Origin of the sequence: Pseudomonas sp. R-28-1W-6, assembly GCF_009799925.1 — a bacterium.
Lineage (GTDB): Bacteria > Pseudomonadota > Gammaproteobacteria > Pseudomonadales > Pseudomonadaceae > Aquipseudomonas.
In genome coordinates, this window is the sequence record NZ_WELK01000002.1 from 533,275 (window position 1) to 549,558 (window position 16,284).

Below are 16,284 nucleotides of genomic sequence, written 5' to 3' on the forward strand. Positions count from 1 at the left end.
GCCCAAAGAAGTTAGGGGCCGCGATTGTACGGAAACCCCGTTGGCGAGGCAAGCCCCGCCAGCACTTGCCTTGACAGCCCCTACCCCGCCCCCTAGCATGCCGCGCAATCCGCCCGAGCACCGGCCTAGCTGCCGCGCGCCCCGCTGATTCCGCGCCCTCGACCGGTACCGGACAGCGCCCAGCCCCAGGAGCCCCGTCAACGATGCAACCCCAGGCCTTCTACAGCGTGGTGGCGGACGATTTCGCCGCCGTCGACGGCATCATCCGCCGCCAGCTGGTATCGCGCGTGCCTCTGGTGGAAAAGATCGGCGACTACATCATCTCCGCCGGCGGCAAACGCCTGCGCCCGCTGCTGGTCCTGCTCAGCGGCAAGGCCCTGGGCTACCAGGCCGACGACCTGCGCCTGCTGGCCGCGACCATCGAGTTCCTGCACACCGCCACCCTGCTGCATGACGACGTGGTCGACATGTCCGGCATGCGCCGCGGCCGCGCCACCGCTAACGCGCAGTGGGGCAATGCACCGAGCGTGCTGGTCGGCGACTTCCTCTATTCGCGCTCCTTCGAGATGATGGTCGAGCTCGGCTGCATGCCGGTGATGAAGATCCTCTCGCGCGCCACCCGGGTGATCGCCGAAGGCGAAGTGCTGCAGCTGTCCAAGGTGCGCGACGCCAGCACCACGGAAGAGACCTACATGGAGGTCATCCGCGGCAAGACTGCCATGCTCTTCGAGGCCTCCACCCACAGTGCCGCCGCCCTGGCCGGCGCCGACAGCGCACAGAGCGAAGCCCTGCGCCACTTTGGCGACCACCTGGGGATCGCCTTCCAGTTGGTCGACGACCTGCTCGACTACCAGGGCGATGCGGCGACCCTGGGCAAGAACGTCGGCGACGACCTGGCCGAGGGCAAGCCGACCCTGCCGCTGATCTACACCATGCGCGAAGGCAGCGCCGAACAGGCCGCCCTGGTCCGCACGGCGATCCAGAAAGGTGGCATCGAGGACCTGGAAAGCATCCGCGCCGCCGTGGCCGCTTCCGGCTCGCTGGCCTATACCGCCCAACTGGCACGCGAGCATGCCGACCACGCCATCGCCTGCCTCGACGCCCTGCCGGACAACACCCACCGCAGCGCCCTGATTGAGCTGTGCCGCTTCGCCGTGGCACGCACCCACTGAGGCCACGCGCCAGCCCAAGAGCCCGTCCCTGCGACGGGCTTTTTATTGCCCGACGAAAAGATGCGATTGAGACTTGCTATTATTTGAATAGGAATTATTCTCACCTTCGAGTTTAACGACAAGGAGCTGAACCATGACCTACTTGATCGATGCCTGGCTGGATCGCCCGAATCCCTACCTGCGCATTCTCAATCGGGAAACCGGGGCGGTGTGCGCGCTGCTGGAAGAGGAAGCCATCGATGAACTGCGCGACCAGGGCGATCTCGACCTGAACGGCCTGAACTCCAGCGAGCCGAGCGTGCTCAAGGAGCTGGTCCGCAGCCTGTTCCTGTTCTGCTACGCCCGCGCCCTGCGCCCCCATGAGGAATCATCGCACTGACGCAGGGACGCGTCAGGCGCCTGGCGGCCTCTGCAGGGGCTGGCCGGGCAGCAGGAGCAAAGGCGCCCCTGCAGGTGCCCGGGCGCTCAGGACGAGCGCCCGGGCACCACTCTTACAGGATGTCGAGCAGCTCGACGTCGAACACCAGCACGCTGTGCGGCGGGATGCTGCCGACGGCCTGGCCGCCATAGGCCAGCTCGCTCGGTACATGCAGACGCCACTTGCTGCCGGTATTCATCAGTTGCAGGGCCTCGACCCAGCCGGCGATCACGCCACCCACCGGAAACTCGGCCGGTTCGCCACGCTCGTAGGAGCTGTCGAACACGGTGCCGTCGATCAGGGTGCCGTGGTAGTGGGTGCGCACGTGGTCTTCGCGCGACGGCTTGGCGCCTTCGCCGGCCACCAGCACTTCGTACTGCAGACCCGACTCCAGCACGGTCACGCCATCACGCTTGGCGTTGTCGATCAGGTAGCTGCGCCCGGCGCCGGCGGCGACCTCGGCCTTGGCCGCGGCTTCGGCCTGCATGATTTCGCGGATCACACGGAAGCTGGCATTCAGTTCTTCCGAGGACACGCGGCTGGCCTGGCCGGCAAAGGCGTCGCGCAGGCCGGCGACCACGGCATCCAGGCTGACGCCGGGCGGCGGGTTGTCGCGCAGCTGGTCACCCAGCTGACGGCCGATACCGTAGCTGACGCGGCTCTCGTCGGTGGACAGATTGACTTCGGACATGGCTGGGCTCCACTAGCGGGCAAAAAAGGGCGGCCAGACTAGCACAGAGCCCCGCTCAAGACGCTGGCCGGGGCGCGCGATTTCGTCGGCAGCGCTCGGAGCAATGGCGCACCTCATCCCAGCAGCGTGCCCACTTTTTCCGCCAGCGGAAGGGCAAGCCGCAGACCGCACAGTGCTTGAGCGGCAGCTCGGCCTTGCTCACGGCGCCTGCCCGGCATCCAGGCGCGCCAGCAGCTGCTCGCCGCGCTGCCACAGGGCTTGCCGCCTGGCCTCGGGCATGCGTTCGAGGTTCTTGTAGACCATGCCCAGGCGCTGGTTACCGCCCAGCTGGTCCTGGTGGCGCATGAGGAAGTGCCAGTACAGCGCATTGAACGGACAGGCCTGCTCGCCGGTGCTCTCGGCAACCTTGTAGGCGCAGCCGCCGCAGTAGTCGGACATGCGCTTGATGTACTGGCCGCTGGCGCAATAGGGCTTGGAGCCCAGAAAACCGCCGTCGGCATGCATCACCATGCCCAGGGTGTTGGGCAGCTCGACCCAGTCGAAGGCATCTAGGTAGACGGCCAGGTACCAGTCGCATACCTGCTGCGGGGCGATGCCGGCGAGCAGGGCGAAGTTGCCGGTCACCATCAGCCGCTGGATATGGTGGGCATAGGCGTATTCGAGCGTCTGGCCGATGGCCTGGCGCATGCAGTTCATCCGGGTCTGCCCGGTCCAGTAGAACGCCGGCAACGGCCGGGTGTTGCCGAAGGCATTGCGCGTGGCGTAGCCCGGCATGTGCAGCCAGTAGATGCCGCGCACGTACTCGCGCCAGCCGATCAGCTGGCGGATGAAGCCCTCGGCGGCGTTCAGCGGCACGCGCCCGGCCCAGTAGGCCGCCTCGACATCCGCGCACAGACGGCGCAGATCGAGCAGGCCGATGTTGAGCGCCGCACTGATGCGCGCGTGGAACAGGAAGGGCTCCCCGGTGGCCATGGCATCCTGGTAATCGCCAAAGGCCGGCAGGGCGAAGTCGAGGAAATGCGCCCACAGCGCCTCGGCCTCGGCGTGGGTTACCGGGTAGTCGAAACGTTCCAGCGTGCCGTAATGATGGCTGAAGCGTGCCGCCACCAGCTCCAGCACCTCGCGGGTGATGGCGTCATGGGCAAAGCGCAGCGTCAACGGCGCCTTGCTGCCTCTGGGCAGCGCCTTGCGATTGTCCGCATCGAAGTTCCATGCGCCACCGACCGGCGTGCCGTCGCCATTGAGCAGCAGGCCGCTCTTGCGGCGCATCTCGCGGTAGAAGTACTCCATGCGCAGTTGCTTCCTGCCGCGGGCCCAGGCCGCGAACTCGCCGCGCCCGCAGAGGAAGCGCCGATCCGCATGCCACACCAGCGGCAGGCCGGCGCCACGCAGCGCCTGCTCCAGGCGCCACTCGCCGCATTCGTTGACATGCACCTCGCCAGCCGCCAGCCGCGTCGCCCAGCGGCGCAGCTCGCCAACCAGCGAGCCGGTGTTGGCCGCATCGTCGAGACGCACATAGTGCACCCGCCAGCCCCGCTCACGCAGCGCCTCGGCAAAGTGGCGCATGGCACTGAAGATCAACGCGATCTTCTGCGGATGGTGCGCTACATAACCGGCCTCCTCTGCCACCTCCGCCATCAGCAGGGCATCCTGCGCCGGGTTCAGCGCCGTCAGCAGCGCCAGATCGAAGGACAGCTGATCGCCCAGCACCAGCCCGAGCCGGCGCACCGCGCCCGCGCTACCAGGCACTGTTCATCGAGATGGGTACACGCAGGGGCTGACAGGCCGCCGGCTGCATGCCACACATCTCGTCGTGGACCTCGGCATGCACCAGATGGAACGGCAGGCGCGGCAGTTGCTGCAGCACATCGCGCGCATGCTCGACCGAGCGCAGGTGGAGGATCTTGCCGTGCTCGTCCTTGACCGGCAGCGCCTTGCCATCCATGTGCACCTCCAGCACATAGATGCCGCCTTCCAGGGAAACCAGGTTGAGTTCATCCACATGACCAGCATGCGCATGGACCAGCAGATCGTGCAGTTTCATGGGACACCTCGCCAACAAAGCTATACAACGATATGTACAAAATATAGTTTTGTACATATTTAGTTTTGCGCAAGGCGAAAACGCAACCGCCCGTCCGTTCTGCAACGGCCGGGCGGCTGGCACAGCAATGCGGCGGGTCAGTGGTCGTGCTTGGTCAGCTTGTCCAGATAGCCCATGGCAAAGGCCGAAACCACGAAGGTCATGTGGATGATCACGTACCACATCAGGTGATCGGGATCGTAGCTCTTGGCATCCATGAACACCTTGAGCAGGTGGATCGAGGAGATGGCGACGATGGAGGCGGCCACCTTCATCTTCAGCGAGCCGGAGTCCATCTTGCCCAGCCAGCTGAGCTTCTCCTTGCCGTCTTCGATATCCAGCTGGGAGACGAAGTTCTCGTAGCCGGAAATCATCACCATCACCAGCAGGCCGCCGACCAGCGCCATGTCGATCAGCGACAGCAGCTTGAGGATGAGGGTCGCCTCATCCAGGCTGAAGATCGCCGGCATGATGTGGATGACTTCCTGGAAGAATTTCAGCGCCAGCGCCAGCAGGGCCAGGGACAGGCCGAAGTAGATCGGCGCCAGCAGCCAGCGCGAAGCGTACATCGCGTTTTCGATAAAGCGTTCCATGTGCTCTCGCCAAGGTCGGAAAAACTGGCGGCGAGTATACCCAGCCAACCTGTCCGGACAAAGACGACAACGCGCTGCCGGATTTATCCCCGTTCGCTGTGGATAACCTTGTGGGTAGGGTCGGGAAACCTGGCTGCAAGACAGCCCCTGCGCGGCAGCGCGCGCATTGCGCAAAAAGCGCGCAACGCCCGGGTCATTTTTCCGGACGGAACTGGTAATCCCGGGAATGCGGATAGCTCTCGCCGTTGAGCCGGCGCAGCTCGGCCTGCAGATGCAGGCGCCAGATCGGCGGATCGGCGCACTCGTTGTAGCCCTGCACCGCCAGGCACTGGGCTATCGACTCGAGCACGGATTCGGCCTCCAGGCGCCCGTGGAACGGGCCCTGCGCCTTGATCGCCGAGGGTTGCGCGGCCGACATGCCGGCCGCGCAGAGCAGCGTCCACAGGCCGCGATCGCCGGCCAGCGGGTGGATCAGGCATTCGATGCGCGTGTTCAGGCCAAGGCACTGACGGGTAAGACAGAGGCTGCGCGGCATGACGGCGGTCCTCGCGAGGTCTGGCTCTCAGCCTACACCCCGTAACCGCACTCGGGAAGGATAAAAGTTACCCCCGCAAACTGTGGATAACTCTGTGGACGGCACGGGGGAAAACCGCTCCGTGCGGCGTCCCTTATGGTCGCCCGACAGCTGTTCGATGACTGACCAGTTGTCGGTAGACCGCTCCCTCATGGCGCGGGCTTCTTCGCCACCGGTTTGGCTGCCTTGGGCTTGACCTCCTCGGCCTTCTCCTCTTCCTCCATGCCCATCTCGGCGATGCTGCGCAGGCGCTCGACCACCCGCGCATTGACGCTGCCGGCCGGGAACTGGCCCTGCTCGTCCGGGCTGCCCGCCGCCTCGCCGACCAGCAGGCTGAGCGCCTCGTCGACTTGGCGCACCGCATAGACATGGAACAGGCCGCCGCGCACCGCCTGCAGCACGCGCTCGTCGAGCATCAGGGTGGTGACGTTGGAGTGCGGGATGATCACGCCCTGCTCGCCGGTCAGGCCGCGCGCCTCGCACAGGCGGAAGAAGCCCTCGATCTTCTCGTTGACCCCGCCGACCGCCTGCACCTCGCCAAACTGGTTGATCGAACCGGTGATGGCGAAGCACTGCTTGAGCGGGGTGCGCGACAGGGCGGAGATCAGCGTGCAGACCTCGCCCAGCGAGGCGCTGTCGCCGTCGACGTAGCCGTAGGACTGCTCCAGGGCGATGCTCGCGGAGATTTCCAGGGGGAACTCCTGAGCGTAGCGGCTGCCCAGGTAGCCGGTGAGGATCATCACCCCCTTGGAGTGGATCGGCTGGCCGAGGTTGACCTCGCGCTCGATATCGACGATGCCCGAGCCGCCCGGGTAGACCGTGGCCGAGATCCGCGCCGGCACGCCGAAGGCCGAGTCGCCGACTTCCAGCACGGTCAGGCCGTTGCACTTGCCCACGGCGGCGCCGGCGGTGTCGATCAGGATGATGCCGGCCAGCATGTCGTCGATGATCCGCGCCGAGACCCGCCCGGTGCGGGTGGCCTTGGCCCGCAGCGCGCGCTCGATATGGCCGACGTCGGTGACCGTCTCGCTGGCCAGCTGGCGGATGAAGTCGGCCTCGCTGACCAGCTGGAACAGGTCGCCGATGCGCGCCGACAGGCGCCCCTGATGCTCGGCCAGGCGCGCACTGTAGGTCGCCAGGCGGGCCACCGCGGAAGCCGTCAGCGGCGCCATGCCCTCCTCCGAGGTGCGGGTCTTGAGCAGCTGGGCGAACTGCTCCAGGCTGTCGTCGGCCAGCGGAATGTCCTCGTCGAAGTCGACCAGCACGCGGAACATTTCCTGGAAGTCCGGATCGAGGTCCTGCAGGGTGTAGTAGATCTGCCGCGAGCCGATGATCACCACCTTGAGCTGCAGCGGGATCACCTGCGGGGTCAGGGTCACGGTGGCGATGCGCCCCAGGTCGCCGAGCGGTGACTCCATCTTCAGCTGGCGCGAATGCAGGGCGCGCTTGAGCGCTTCCCAGACGAAGGGCTCGCCGAGCAGCTTCTCCGCCTCGAGGATCAGGAAGCCGCCATTGGCGCGGTGCAGGGCACCGGGGCGCAGCTGCCGGTAGCTGGTATAGAGCGCGCCCTGGTCGGTGCTGTACTCGATGCGGCCGAACAGGTTGTCGTAGGTCGGGTGCGACTCGAACACCACCGGCGCGCCGCCGTCGACGTGATGGCCCACCACCAGGCTCGGGCAGTACTGCTCCTCGAGAGCCTCGCGGCGCTGTGCGTCGGGCTTCTCGTCGGCCAGCTGGTCGACCACGGTCTTCAGCAGGTTGACCTGCATCGCCTGCAGGTAGGCGCAGACCCCGGCATTTTCCGCGTATTTTTCCGACAACGGCGCCAGCAGCGGCTGCAGCGCCAGGGTGATGGTTTCCTCGTTGAGCTGGCGCAGCTGGTTGCTCAGCTCGCGCTTCCACTGCGGCAGGCCGGTCAGCTCGTCGTTGAGTCGTTCCTCCAGGGCGGAGATGTCGACATGGAAGCGCTCGCGCTCGGCCTCCGGCAGCTGGGCGAACTCGGCCTCGTCGAGGGCCTTGCCGTCCTTCATCGGGGTGAAGGCGATGTTGCTGCTGTCGCGGTACAGCGCCACCTCCTTCTCCAGCGCCAGGCGCTCGACCACGTCCAGCGCCTTGTCGTAGCGCTGGTTGAAGATGCGGTCGATGCCGCTCTTCTTCTGCTGGTAGGTCGGCGTCTCGAACACCGCGGGGAAGGTCGACAGCAGGTTGTCGATCAGCTGGCCGATATCGGCAGTGAAGGCCGCCGCGGTACCGGCCGGCAGCTCCAGCGCACGCGGCTCGCGCGGCTCGTCGAAGTGATTGACGTAGAGCCGGTCGGCCGGGGTGGCCAGGCGCTTGGCCTCGGCCTTGAGGTAGCGTTTGACGAAGGAGAAGCGCCCGGTGCCGGGCTCGCCCATGACGAACACGTTGTAGCCCGGGCGCGGCATCGCCACGCCGAACTGCAGGGCCTCCACCGCGCGCTCCTGGCCGAGCACGCCGCGGAAGAACTCCAGGTCGTCGGTGGTGGTGAAATTGAACTGCTCGGGAGCGAAGGGGCGGGTCAGGTCATCGGGCGCCAGGTGCAGGCCGGCAGCGAAGGATTCGGGCATCGGAAGTCCTTAGGAGCTGTTCAAAGTCTCGCGAGCTAGAGCCAGGCAAGGCGAGATCGGGCGAAGAAGCGCAGTTTACGAGCTGTAAATGAGCATTCTGAGCCCGATCTCAACACAGCATGGCCGACGCGCAGCAGGCTTTGAACAGGTTCGTATCGGGCGGTGCAACACCGCGGAAGGTTGAACTCATTCTGGCGCCGCCCCGACGCCACTGGCAAGGCATCAAGCGCGCTGCAGATCGGCGCAGCGCAAACAGAATTCCGCTGCCGGCAGCACGGCCAGACGCGCCGGGCTGATCGGTTCGCCACAGCGCTGGCATTCGCCATAGCTGCCCTCGGCCAGGCGCAGGCGGGCCAGGCCGACCTGGCGCAATCCGGCCTCGGCCTCGGCCAGCAGCGCCTCCAGCACCTCATCGTTCTGCCGTTCCTGGGCCTGCTCGGCGAAATCCGCCTGGTGCGGCAGGCCGAGCTCGCGGCGGATCGAATTGGCGCGCTTGCTGTACTCGGCGAACAGCTGGTCCAGCGCGCATTGCGGGTCGAACGTGCTCATGACGGAACTCCGTGGCGTTTTTTTCAGTGTGGCTGCTTCTGCGCGCCTTGCACTGACGCCAATCAAGCGCCCGGGCGCGCGGGCAAGGCAAACGCCTCTTCGCCACTGCGGCGCTTGATACCGGTCAATACGCCGTGTTGTCATCCGGTCAGGCTACAGTCAGCGCCTGGCCGGGTCCGCGCCATGCACTAGGCTTATGGAAACTGCGACGCCCCGGTGCAGACCGTCGGCGCGCTGCCGGAAATAATCGATCATCCCGAGCGATAACCAAGGAGAGACCTATGACGAAATGCTTTGCTGCATCCCTGCTGGCCACTTGCATGCTGGTCTCGGGCTGTACCAGTACCCTGGTGCAACCCGACCAGTACTCCGGCTTCCTGCAGGACTACAGCCGCCTGAGCGAACAGCAGAGCCCCAGCGGGGTCAAGGTCGCGCGCTGGGTCGATCCGAACCTGGATATCAGTCGCTACACCCAGGTGTACATCGAGCCCAGCAAGTTCTACCCAACCCCGCAACCCGACTCGCGCATACCGCAAACCACCCTGCAGGGCATCACCAGCTACTACGATCAGGCCCTGAAGCGCGAACTGAGCAAAGTCATCCGGATCAGCAACTCGCCGAGCAACGGTACGCTGGTCATCCGCCCGGCCATCACCGCCGTATCGGCGGAAACCGAAGGCCTCAAGCCCTACGAAGTGATCCCCATCGCCCTGGTGGTGGCCGCTGCGACTACCGCCGCTGGCGAACGCGACCAGCAGGTGGAGATCGCCACCGAAGCCTCCTTCATCGATGCCGGCAACGGCAAGGTGGTGGCCGAGGTGGTGCGCAAGGGCGCAGGCACCGACCTGGAAAACAAAAAGCAGGTACTCAGTGCCGATGACGTGAAACCGGTTATCGACGGCTGGGCCAACGACATGCGCCTGTCCATGGAGCAACTGCGCGCCAAACGCTGAAGCCAGGAGCCCACAGGCCGCGCGGCCTGTGGGGCTCCATCAGCCGCGGGGTGATCCTCAACGCCCGCTGTATCTGGCGGCCCCGCTGCTGCCACCGCATCCGCCCGGCAAGGGCGACAAGTGCGTGCGGCAGCCACACGACGAGGCGGCCAGTTGCGTCGCCAGCCAGGGCTAGATTCGCGCGCCCTGCACGAAAATGCCCCGCTCTGCACACCCCTCCCCGCCCTCGAGGCTAACAGCCCAACCGCATCGGCACGAGCGGAACGGGCCGCCATCATGGGGCGGCTTGACGCAGGTCAAGCCAGGTCCCGATAGCGCTCTTGAGCGCTTGCTTGTTGGCTATTACGCACTACATTTTTACAGCGAAGGGCGACACGTTTGTCGAAAATGCAGCAAGCGGCGCTCCCCTTTCGAGCAATCACCATCCAACCGTTCTGCCGGGCCATGGGGGCTAGCATGTTCAAACCAGGTCATCTGCACCGCACCACTCCACCCGATATGCCGCACTGGCCTAAATTCGACATCGACGTGTTCTACGAGGTCCGCCGCGACCCGGTCGAAGGCATGCTGATGCATTTCAAGGTGACTGGCACCATCGAGGGCCGCGAGTTCTGCGAAGAGTTCGACATGCACCGCGATACCGCCTTCAACTTCGCCAGCCTGATCACCAAGGCGGTGACCAAGCACGGCCTGTCGCCCAACTCCAGCCCGATCATGCGCGGGCATGCCGAGTACGACGCCATGTTCAAGGACATCCGCGAACAGCTCGGCGCACAACCGGGCGAACCGGTCAACTTCGACCACCTCGACAAGGATGGCCTGTGAGCCCGCGGCTCACCGGCACAACCACCCTCGACAGTTTTCGCCGGGCGCCCTCAGGCGGTGCCCGTCAAGGAGGCAGGATGCACTCCGGCACGCTCTCCCGACGCCCCGCCAGTAAGCCCGGCCGCGCGCGCAGCAGTTTCTGCACGCCCTGTCATGCCTTGTTCATTACCACCACTGCCTAATCAAGCCGCTGCCAACACAGCTCTGGAGGCAACATGTCGGATTCAAGCAACAAACTCAAACTGGGTGCACTGATCGCCCTGGTCGTCGGCTCCATGGTCGGCGGCGGGATCTTCTCCCTGCCGCAGAACATCGCCGCCAGCGCCGGCGCAGGCGCCACCCTGATCGGCTGGCTGATCACCGGCGTGGGCATGCTCACCCTGGCCTTCGTGTTCCAGAGCCTGGCCAACCGCAAGCCCAACCTCGACGGCGGCGTTTATGCCTATGCCAAGGCCGGCTTCGGTGACTACATGGGCTTCTCCTCGGCCTGGGGCTACTGGATCAGCGCCTGGATCGGCAACGTCAGCTACATGGTGTTGCTGTTCAGCACCCTGGGTTATTTCTTCCCGGTGTTCGGCGAAGGCAACACCCTGCCGGCCATCGTCTGCGCCTCGATAGTGTTGTGGCTGCTGCACTTCCTGGTACTGCGCGGCATCCATGAGGCGGCGTTCATCAACACCCTGACCACCATCGCCAAGATGGTGCCGCTGGCGCTGTTCATCATCATTGCCGCCATCGCCTTCAAGCTGGAGGTGTACAAGGCCGACTTCTGGGGTACGGGCAACACCGAACTGGGCAGCGTGATGGACCAGGCACGCAACATGATGCTGGTCACCGTGTGGGTGTTCATCGGCATCGAGGGCGCCAGTATCTTCTCCGCCCGCGCCGAGAAACGCTCGGATGTGGGCAAGGCCACGGTGATCGGCTTCATCGGCGTACTGCTGCTGCTGGTACTGGTCAACCTGCTGTCCCAGGGCATCCTCGCCCAGGCCCAGCTGGCCGGGCTGAAGAACCCGTCCATGGCCGCCGTGCTGGAACACGTGGTCGGCCCCTGGGGCGCCATGCTGATCAGCATCGGCCTGATCGTTTCCCTGGCCGGGGCCCTGCTGTCGTGGACCCTGCTGTGCGCCGAGATCCTCTTCGCCAGCGCCCGCGACCACACCATGCCGGAGTTCCTGCGCAAGGAAAACGCCAACCAGGTACCGGTCAATGCGCTGTGGCTGTCCAACGGCCTGATCCAGCTGTTCCTGATCATCACCCTGTTCAACGACGCCACCTACCTGAAGCTGCTGTACCTGGCCACCTCGATGATCCTGGTGCCGTACTTCTGGTCGGCCGCCTATGCCCTGCTGCTGACCATCCGCGGCGAGAGCTACGAGCAGGAACCCGGCGAGCGCCGCAAGGACATGCTGGTCGCCGTGATCGCCGTGGTCTATGCCGTCTGGCTGGTGTATGCGGCCGGCGTGCAGTACCTGCTGCTGTCCGCCCTGCTCTATGCGCCGGGCGCCATCCTGTTCGCCAAGGCCAAGCGCGAACTCAACCAACCCATTTTCACCGCGATCGAGAAACTGATCTTCGCCGCGGTGGTGATCGGCGCCGTCATCGCGGGCTACGGCCTGTACAGCGGCTTCCTCACCCTTTGATCGAACCAGGAGGTTCCCATGTCCAAAGTCAAACTCGGCGTCCATTCCGAAGCGGGCAAATTGCACAAGGTGATGGTCTGCTCGCCAGGGCTGGCGCACCTGCGCCTGACGCCGAACAACTGCGACGAGCTGCTGTTCGATGACGTGATCTGGGTCAGCCAGGCCAAGCGCGACCACTTCGACTTCGTCACCAAGATGCGCGAGCGCGGGGTCGAGGTGCTGGAGATGCACAACCTGCTCACCGATACGGTGCAGAACAAGGCGGCCCTGAAGTGGATCCTCGACCGCAAGATCACCCTCGACCAGGTCGGCCTCGGCCTGCAGGAAGACGTGCGCGGCTGGATGGAAAGCCTGGAGCCGCGCAAGCTGGCCGAACACCTGATCGGCGGCGTATCGGTGGCCGACCTGATCAACGCCCTGGGCGCCAGCAAGCCGCTGACCATGCTCGGCGACTTCATCGGCGCCAGCAGCTTCATCCTGCCGCCGCTGCCCAATACCCAGTTCACCCGTGATACCACCTGCTGGATCTACGGCGGGGTGACGCTCAACCCCATGTACTGGCCCGCACGCCGCCAGGAAACCCTGCTCACCAGCGCCATCTACAAGTTCCACCCGGACTTCGTGAATGCCGAATTCGAGGTCTGGTATGGCGACCCGGACAAGGATCACGGCGCCTCCACCCTCGAAGGCGGCGACGTGATGCCCATCGGCAATGGCGTGGTACTGATCGGCATGGGCGAGCGCAGTTCGCGCCAGGCCATTGCCCAGGTGGCCCAGGCCCTGTTCGCCAAGGGCGCCGCCCAGCGCGTGATCGTCGCCGGCCTGCCCAAGTCGCGGGCGGCCATGCACCTGGACACCGTGTTCAGCTTCTGCGACCGCGACCTGGTGACCATCTTCCCCGAGGTGGTCAACCAGATCATCCCATTCAGCCTGCGCCCGGACGAGAGCAAACCGGCCGGCATCGACATCCGCCGCGAGGACAAGTCCTTCCTCGACGTGGTCGCCGAGGCGCTCAACCTCAAGCAACTGCGCGTGGTACAGACCGGCGGCGACGCCTATGAAGCCGAACGCGAGCAATGGGACGACGGCAACAACGTGGTCTGCCTGGAGCCCGGCGTGGTGGTCGGCTATGACCGCAACACCTACACCAACACCCTGCTGCGCAAGGCCGGCGTCGAAGTCGTCACCATCAGCGCCAGCGAACTGGGTCGCGGCCGTGGCGGCGGCCACTGCATGACCTGCCCGATCCTGCGCGACCCGATCGACTACTAACCCACACCCCGGCGGCTGCCAGCCAGCCGCCCGCCTCGCCAGCCACCAGCAGTTCTGACGCGGCCAGGTTTCCAGTTGCCTACAAGGAGAAAGAACCATGGCGTTCAACATGCACAACCGCAACCTGCTCAGCCTGATGCACCACAGCAGTCGCGAGCTGCGCTACCTGCTCGACCTGTCGCGCGACCTCAAGCGCGCCAAGTACACCGGCACCGAACAGCCGCACCTGCTGCGCAAGAACATCGCACTGATCTTCGAAAAGACCTCCACCCGCACCCGCTGCGCCTTCGAAGTCGCCGCCTATGACCAGGGAGCCAACGTCACCTACATCGACCCGGGCTCCTCGCAGATCGGCCACAAGGAAAGCATGAAGGACACCGCCCGCGTGCTCGGGCGCATGTACGACGCCATCGAGTACCGCGGCTTCAAGCAGGAAATCGTCGAGGACCTGGCCAAGTATGCCGGCGTGCCGGTGTTCAACGGCCTGACCGACGAATACCACCCGACCCAGATGCTCGCCGACGTGCTGACCATGCGCGAGTTCAGCGACAAGCCGCTGCACGACATCAGCTACGCCTACCTGGGCGACGCCCGCAACAACATGGGCAACTCGCTGCTGCTGATCGGCGCCAAGCTGGGTATGGACGTGCGCATCGCCGCGCCCAAGGCGCTGTGGCCGAGCGATGAACATGTCGCCGCGTGCAAGAAATTCGCCGAGGAAAGCGGCGCACGCATCACCCTCACCGAGGATGCCAAGGAGGCGGTCAAGGGCGTCGACTTCGTCCATACCGACGTCTGGGTGTCCATGGGCGAGCCGGTCGAGGCCTGGGCCGAACGCATCCAGCAGCTGCTGCCCTACCAGGTCAACAGCGAGCTGATGCTGGCCAGCGGCAACCCACGGGTCAAGTTCATGCACTGCCTGCCGGCCTTCCACAACAGCGACACCAAGGTCGGCAAGCAGATCGCCGAGAAGTACCCGAACCTGAAGAACGGCATCGAAGTGACCGAGGATGTCTTCGAGTCGCCCTGGTGCATCGCCTTCGAGCAGGCGGAAAACCGCATGCACACCATCAAGGCGATCCTGGTTTCGACCCTGGCCGACATCTAACTGCGCGTAGGTTGGGTTGCGCCGCCTGGCGGCGCAGCCCAACACCGCTGCCGCAGACCGGGCTCCGCTTGTCGGGCTGCGCTGCGCTCAACCCAACCTACGTATCCGCACAAGGAGAACAACCATGCGACTAGTCATCGCCCTGGGCGGCAACGCCCTGCTGCGGCGCGGCGAAGCCATGACCGCAGAGAACCAGCGCGACAACGTGCGCATCGCCTGCGAGCAGATCGCCCGGGTCGCGCCCGGCAACGAACTGGTGATCGCCCACGGCAACGGCCCGCAAGTCGGCCTGCTGGCCTTGCAAGGCAATGCCTACGACGCCAAGAACCCCTACCCGCTGGACGTTCTCGGCGCCGAAACCGAAGGCATGATCGGCTACATGATCGAACAGGAGCTGGGCAACCTGCTACCGTTCGAGGTGCCCTTCGCCACCCTGCTCACCCAGGTCGAAGTCGACCCCGCAGACCCGGCCTTCCAGCACATGACCAAGCCGATCGGCCCGGTCTACCCGAAGGCGGAAGCCGAGCAACTGGCCGCCGAAAAAGGCTGGACCATCGCCCCCGACGGCGACAAGTTCCGCCGAGTGGTCGCCAGCCCACGACCCAAGCGCATCTTCGAGATCCGCCCGCTCAAGTGGCTGCTGGAAAAGGGCACTGTAGTGATTGCCGCGGGCGGCGGCGGCATCCCGACCATGTACCAGGACGGCAAGCTGGTCGGGGTGGAAGCGGTGATCGACAAGGACCTCTGCTCGGCATTCCTGGCGACCGAACTGGAGGCCGACCTGCTGGTGATCGCCACCGACGTCGACGCCACCTATATCGACTGGGGCAAGCCGACCCAGAAGGCCATCGCCCAGGCCCACCCCGACGAACTGGAGCGCCTCGGCTTCGCCGCCGGCTCCATGGGGCCGAAAGTCCAGGCCGCCTGCGAGTTCGCCCGCAACACCGGCAAGGTCGCGGTGATCGGTTCGCTGGCGGATATCGAAGCCATCGTCCAAGGCCAGGCCGGCACCCGCATCAGCACCGCGCAACCGGGCCTGAGCTACCGCTGAGGCTCGACCACGATCCCGTCACCCACGTGACGGGGCCGTGGCTGTCCTGATTGTCGCCGGGTGCGCCATGCGCCCCGCAGGCAGAACCGCTTCGTCCCGCTGCGCACGGCACACCCGCCCTGCCTTCGTGCACCGCGCTCACTGTGCGCGAACCTGCACCAGCAGCGGCGAGTCGAACATCGCCGCCGGCGAGATCACCCGCTCGTCCAGCGGCACCTGCTCGCCATAGCGTTCCCGCATCTTGCTGCGCACCGCAGCCGAAGTCAGGTCGAAGTCGCGTACCCGCTGCGGGGCGCCGATTTCCAGCCCCAGGGCGCGCTGATAGATCTTCCACACCAGTTCGGAGCAGTACAGACGCTGGTCCGACCACTCGAAGGTCAGGTCATAGCGGCGCCCGGCGAACGGCGCGGCCTCGGTCCGCAGGCGGCGCAGGGCCGGCTCGTCCAGCAGGCGGTCGGCCTCGCGCAGGCGCTTGAGCACGTAGTGGCCGCCTTCGCCGCGGGCGATCCACTCGGCCAGCGGGGTGTACTTGACCCGCGCGCTGGCCTCGTAGACCTGGGGCTGGCCGTCGCGATAGAGCACCAGGCCCATGTGGCTGTAGCGCGAATGGGTGGCCAGCTGGATCGCCTGGCTCTGCGCCGAGCGCGACTGGTGGAAGATGATGTCGCCCTCGCGCACCGCCTCCAGCGCCAAGGCCTGGCCGGCCCAGCAGGCGGCCGCCAGCAGGGCGGCGTGCATTCCGTGCCTCCTGAGCATGTCCTTCT

General features: G+C 65.7%; 17 protein-coding genes. 8 read left to right on the forward strand and 9 right to left on the reverse strand.

The window, feature by feature from the left end; genetic code table 11:
- Positions 1-203 precede the first annotated feature (203 nt).
- Both F3I62_RS06715 and F3I62_RS06720 read left to right on the forward strand, forming a co-directional pair.
- Positions 204-1,172, forward strand: coding sequence for a polyprenyl synthetase family protein (locus F3I62_RS06715; protein WP_160488876.1), 969 nt, complete (start codon positions 204-206; stop codon positions 1,170-1,172).
- Between the two features lie 133 nt (positions 1,173-1,305).
- Positions 1,306-1,551 (forward strand): hypothetical protein, encoded by a 246-nt coding sequence (locus F3I62_RS06720; protein ID WP_160488877.1) that lies wholly within the window; start codon positions 1,306-1,308, stop codon positions 1,549-1,551.
- A 112-nt stretch (positions 1,552-1,663) separates the two neighbouring features.
- Here F3I62_RS06720 and F3I62_RS06725 read toward each other — a convergent pair whose 3' ends face one another.
- The 8 genes from F3I62_RS06725 to F3I62_RS06760 all read right to left on the reverse strand — a co-directional run bounded on the left by F3I62_RS06725 (position 1,664) and on the right by F3I62_RS06760 (position 8,668).
- A complete protein-coding gene (locus F3I62_RS06725) occupies positions 1,664-2,281 on the reverse strand; it encodes an FKBP-type peptidyl-prolyl cis-trans isomerase (RefSeq protein WP_160078416.1) in 618 nt (205 codons plus the stop codon).
- Between the two features lie 55 nt (positions 2,282-2,336).
- The gene (locus tag F3I62_RS06730; RefSeq protein ID WP_160488878.1) at positions 2,337-2,483 is read right to left on the reverse strand and encodes a DUF2256 domain-containing protein; all 147 of its coding nucleotides are present in this window, start codon (positions 2,481-2,483) and stop codon (positions 2,337-2,339) included.
- Positions 2,480-4,030: a cryptochrome/photolyase family protein gene (locus tag F3I62_RS06735; RefSeq protein ID WP_372240088.1), complete on the reverse strand. Its 1,551-nt coding sequence runs from the start codon at positions 4,028-4,030 to the stop codon at positions 2,480-2,482. The genes F3I62_RS06730 and F3I62_RS06735 overlap by 4 nt, the downstream gene beginning before the upstream one ends.
- A complete protein-coding gene (locus F3I62_RS06740; RefSeq protein WP_160488879.1) occupies positions 4,020-4,325 on the reverse strand; it encodes a DUF6482 family protein in 306 nt (101 codons plus the stop codon). Before F3I62_RS06740 ends, F3I62_RS06735 begins: the two co-directional genes overlap by 11 nt.
- A 137-nt stretch (positions 4,326-4,462) precedes the next feature.
- Complete coding sequence (locus tag F3I62_RS06745) at positions 4,463-4,957, reverse strand: TIGR00645 family protein (protein ID WP_160078412.1); 495 nt, start codon at positions 4,955-4,957, stop codon at positions 4,463-4,465.
- 193 nt (positions 4,958-5,150) lie between these two features.
- Positions 5,151-5,492, reverse strand: coding sequence for a hypothetical protein (locus F3I62_RS06750; protein WP_160488880.1), 342 nt, complete (start codon positions 5,490-5,492; stop codon positions 5,151-5,153).
- Between the two features lie 188 nt (positions 5,493-5,680).
- On the reverse strand, positions 5,681-8,119 hold the full coding sequence (locus F3I62_RS06755) for a Lon protease family protein (protein WP_160488881.1): 2,439 nt from the start codon (positions 8,117-8,119) through the stop codon (positions 5,681-5,683).
- Between the two features lie 222 nt (positions 8,120-8,341).
- Entirely contained in the window at positions 8,342-8,668 is a 327-nt protein-coding gene (locus tag F3I62_RS06760; RefSeq protein ID WP_160488882.1) for a TraR/DksA family transcriptional regulator, read from the reverse strand.
- A gap of 281 nt (positions 8,669-8,949) precedes the next feature.
- Here F3I62_RS06760 and F3I62_RS06765 point away from each other — a divergent pair, with 281 nt between their 5' ends.
- From F3I62_RS06765 to arcC, 6 genes are all read left to right on the forward strand, one after another.
- Positions 8,950-9,621: a DUF3313 domain-containing protein gene (locus F3I62_RS06765; RefSeq protein ID WP_160488883.1), complete on the forward strand. Its 672-nt coding sequence runs from the start codon at positions 8,950-8,952 to the stop codon at positions 9,619-9,621.
- A 456-nt stretch (positions 9,622-10,077) separates the two neighbouring features.
- Entirely contained in the window at positions 10,078-10,446 is a 369-nt protein-coding gene (locus F3I62_RS06770) for a DUF5064 family protein (protein WP_160488884.1), read from the forward strand.
- Positions 10,447-10,661: 215 nt separating this feature from the next.
- Positions 10,662-12,089, forward strand: a complete 1,428-nt coding sequence (gene arcD, locus F3I62_RS06775) for an arginine-ornithine antiporter (RefSeq protein WP_160488885.1) — start codon at positions 10,662-10,664, stop codon at positions 12,087-12,089.
- Between the two features lie 18 nt (positions 12,090-12,107).
- Positions 12,108-13,361: an arginine deiminase gene (gene arcA, locus F3I62_RS06780; protein ID WP_160488886.1), complete on the forward strand. Its 1,254-nt coding sequence runs from the start codon at positions 12,108-12,110 to the stop codon at positions 13,359-13,361.
- A 97-nt stretch (positions 13,362-13,458) separates the two neighbouring features.
- A complete protein-coding gene (locus F3I62_RS06785) occupies positions 13,459-14,469 on the forward strand; it encodes an ornithine carbamoyltransferase (protein WP_160078403.1) in 1,011 nt (336 codons plus the stop codon).
- Positions 14,470-14,593: 124 nt separating this feature from the next.
- Positions 14,594-15,520, forward strand: coding sequence for a carbamate kinase (gene arcC / locus F3I62_RS06790; RefSeq protein WP_160488887.1), 927 nt, complete (start codon positions 14,594-14,596; stop codon positions 15,518-15,520).
- Between the two features lie 138 nt (positions 15,521-15,658).
- On the opposite strand, the gene F3I62_RS06795 is transcribed toward arcC, so the two are convergent.
- On the reverse strand, positions 15,659-16,258 hold the full coding sequence (locus F3I62_RS06795) for a YiiX family permuted papain-like enzyme (protein ID WP_218572745.1): 600 nt from the start codon (positions 16,256-16,258) through the stop codon (positions 15,659-15,661).
- Positions 16,259-16,284 lie beyond the last annotated feature (26 nt).

What these genes read in the sequence shown, in the direction of transcription:
- F3I62_RS06715 (WP_160488876.1), top strand. Translation starts at nt 204, where the DNA reads ATGCAACCCCAGGCCTTCTACAGCGTGGTGGCGGACGATTTCGCCGCC.
- F3I62_RS06720 (WP_160488877.1), top strand. Translation starts at nt 1,306, where the DNA reads ATGACCTACTTGATCGATGCCTGGCTGGATCGCCCGAATCCCTACCTG.
- F3I62_RS06725 (WP_160078416.1), bottom strand. Translation starts at nt 2,281, where the DNA reads ATGTCCGAAGTCAATCTGTCCACCGACGAGAGCCGCGTCAGCTACGGT.
- F3I62_RS06740 (WP_160488879.1), bottom strand. Translation starts at nt 4,325, where the DNA reads ATGAAACTGCACGATCTGCTGGTCCATGCGCATGCTGGTCATGTGGAT.
- F3I62_RS06745 (WP_160078412.1), bottom strand. Translation starts at nt 4,957, where the DNA reads ATGGAACGCTTTATCGAAAACGCGATGTACGCTTCGCGCTGGCTGCTG.
- F3I62_RS06750 (WP_160488880.1), bottom strand. Translation starts at nt 5,492, where the DNA reads ATGCCGCGCAGCCTCTGTCTTACCCGTCAGTGCCTTGGCCTGAACACG.
- F3I62_RS06755 (WP_160488881.1), bottom strand. Translation starts at nt 8,119, where the DNA reads ATGCCCGAATCCTTCGCTGCCGGCCTGCACCTGGCGCCCGATGACCTG.
- F3I62_RS06760 (WP_160488882.1), bottom strand. Translation starts at nt 8,668, where the DNA reads ATGAGCACGTTCGACCCGCAATGCGCGCTGGACCAGCTGTTCGCCGAG.
- F3I62_RS06765 (WP_160488883.1), top strand. Translation starts at nt 8,950, where the DNA reads ATGACGAAATGCTTTGCTGCATCCCTGCTGGCCACTTGCATGCTGGTC.
- F3I62_RS06770 (WP_160488884.1), top strand. Translation starts at nt 10,078, where the DNA reads ATGTTCAAACCAGGTCATCTGCACCGCACCACTCCACCCGATATGCCG.
- arcD (WP_160488885.1), top strand. Translation starts at nt 10,662, where the DNA reads ATGTCGGATTCAAGCAACAAACTCAAACTGGGTGCACTGATCGCCCTG.
- arcA (WP_160488886.1), top strand. Translation starts at nt 12,108, where the DNA reads ATGTCCAAAGTCAAACTCGGCGTCCATTCCGAAGCGGGCAAATTGCAC.
- F3I62_RS06785 (WP_160078403.1), top strand. Translation starts at nt 13,459, where the DNA reads ATGGCGTTCAACATGCACAACCGCAACCTGCTCAGCCTGATGCACCAC.
- arcC (WP_160488887.1), top strand. Translation starts at nt 14,594, where the DNA reads ATGCGACTAGTCATCGCCCTGGGCGGCAACGCCCTGCTGCGGCGCGGC.
- F3I62_RS06795 (WP_218572745.1), bottom strand. Translation starts at nt 16,258, where the DNA reads ATGCACGCCGCCCTGCTGGCGGCCGCCTGCTGGGCCGGCCAGGCCTTG.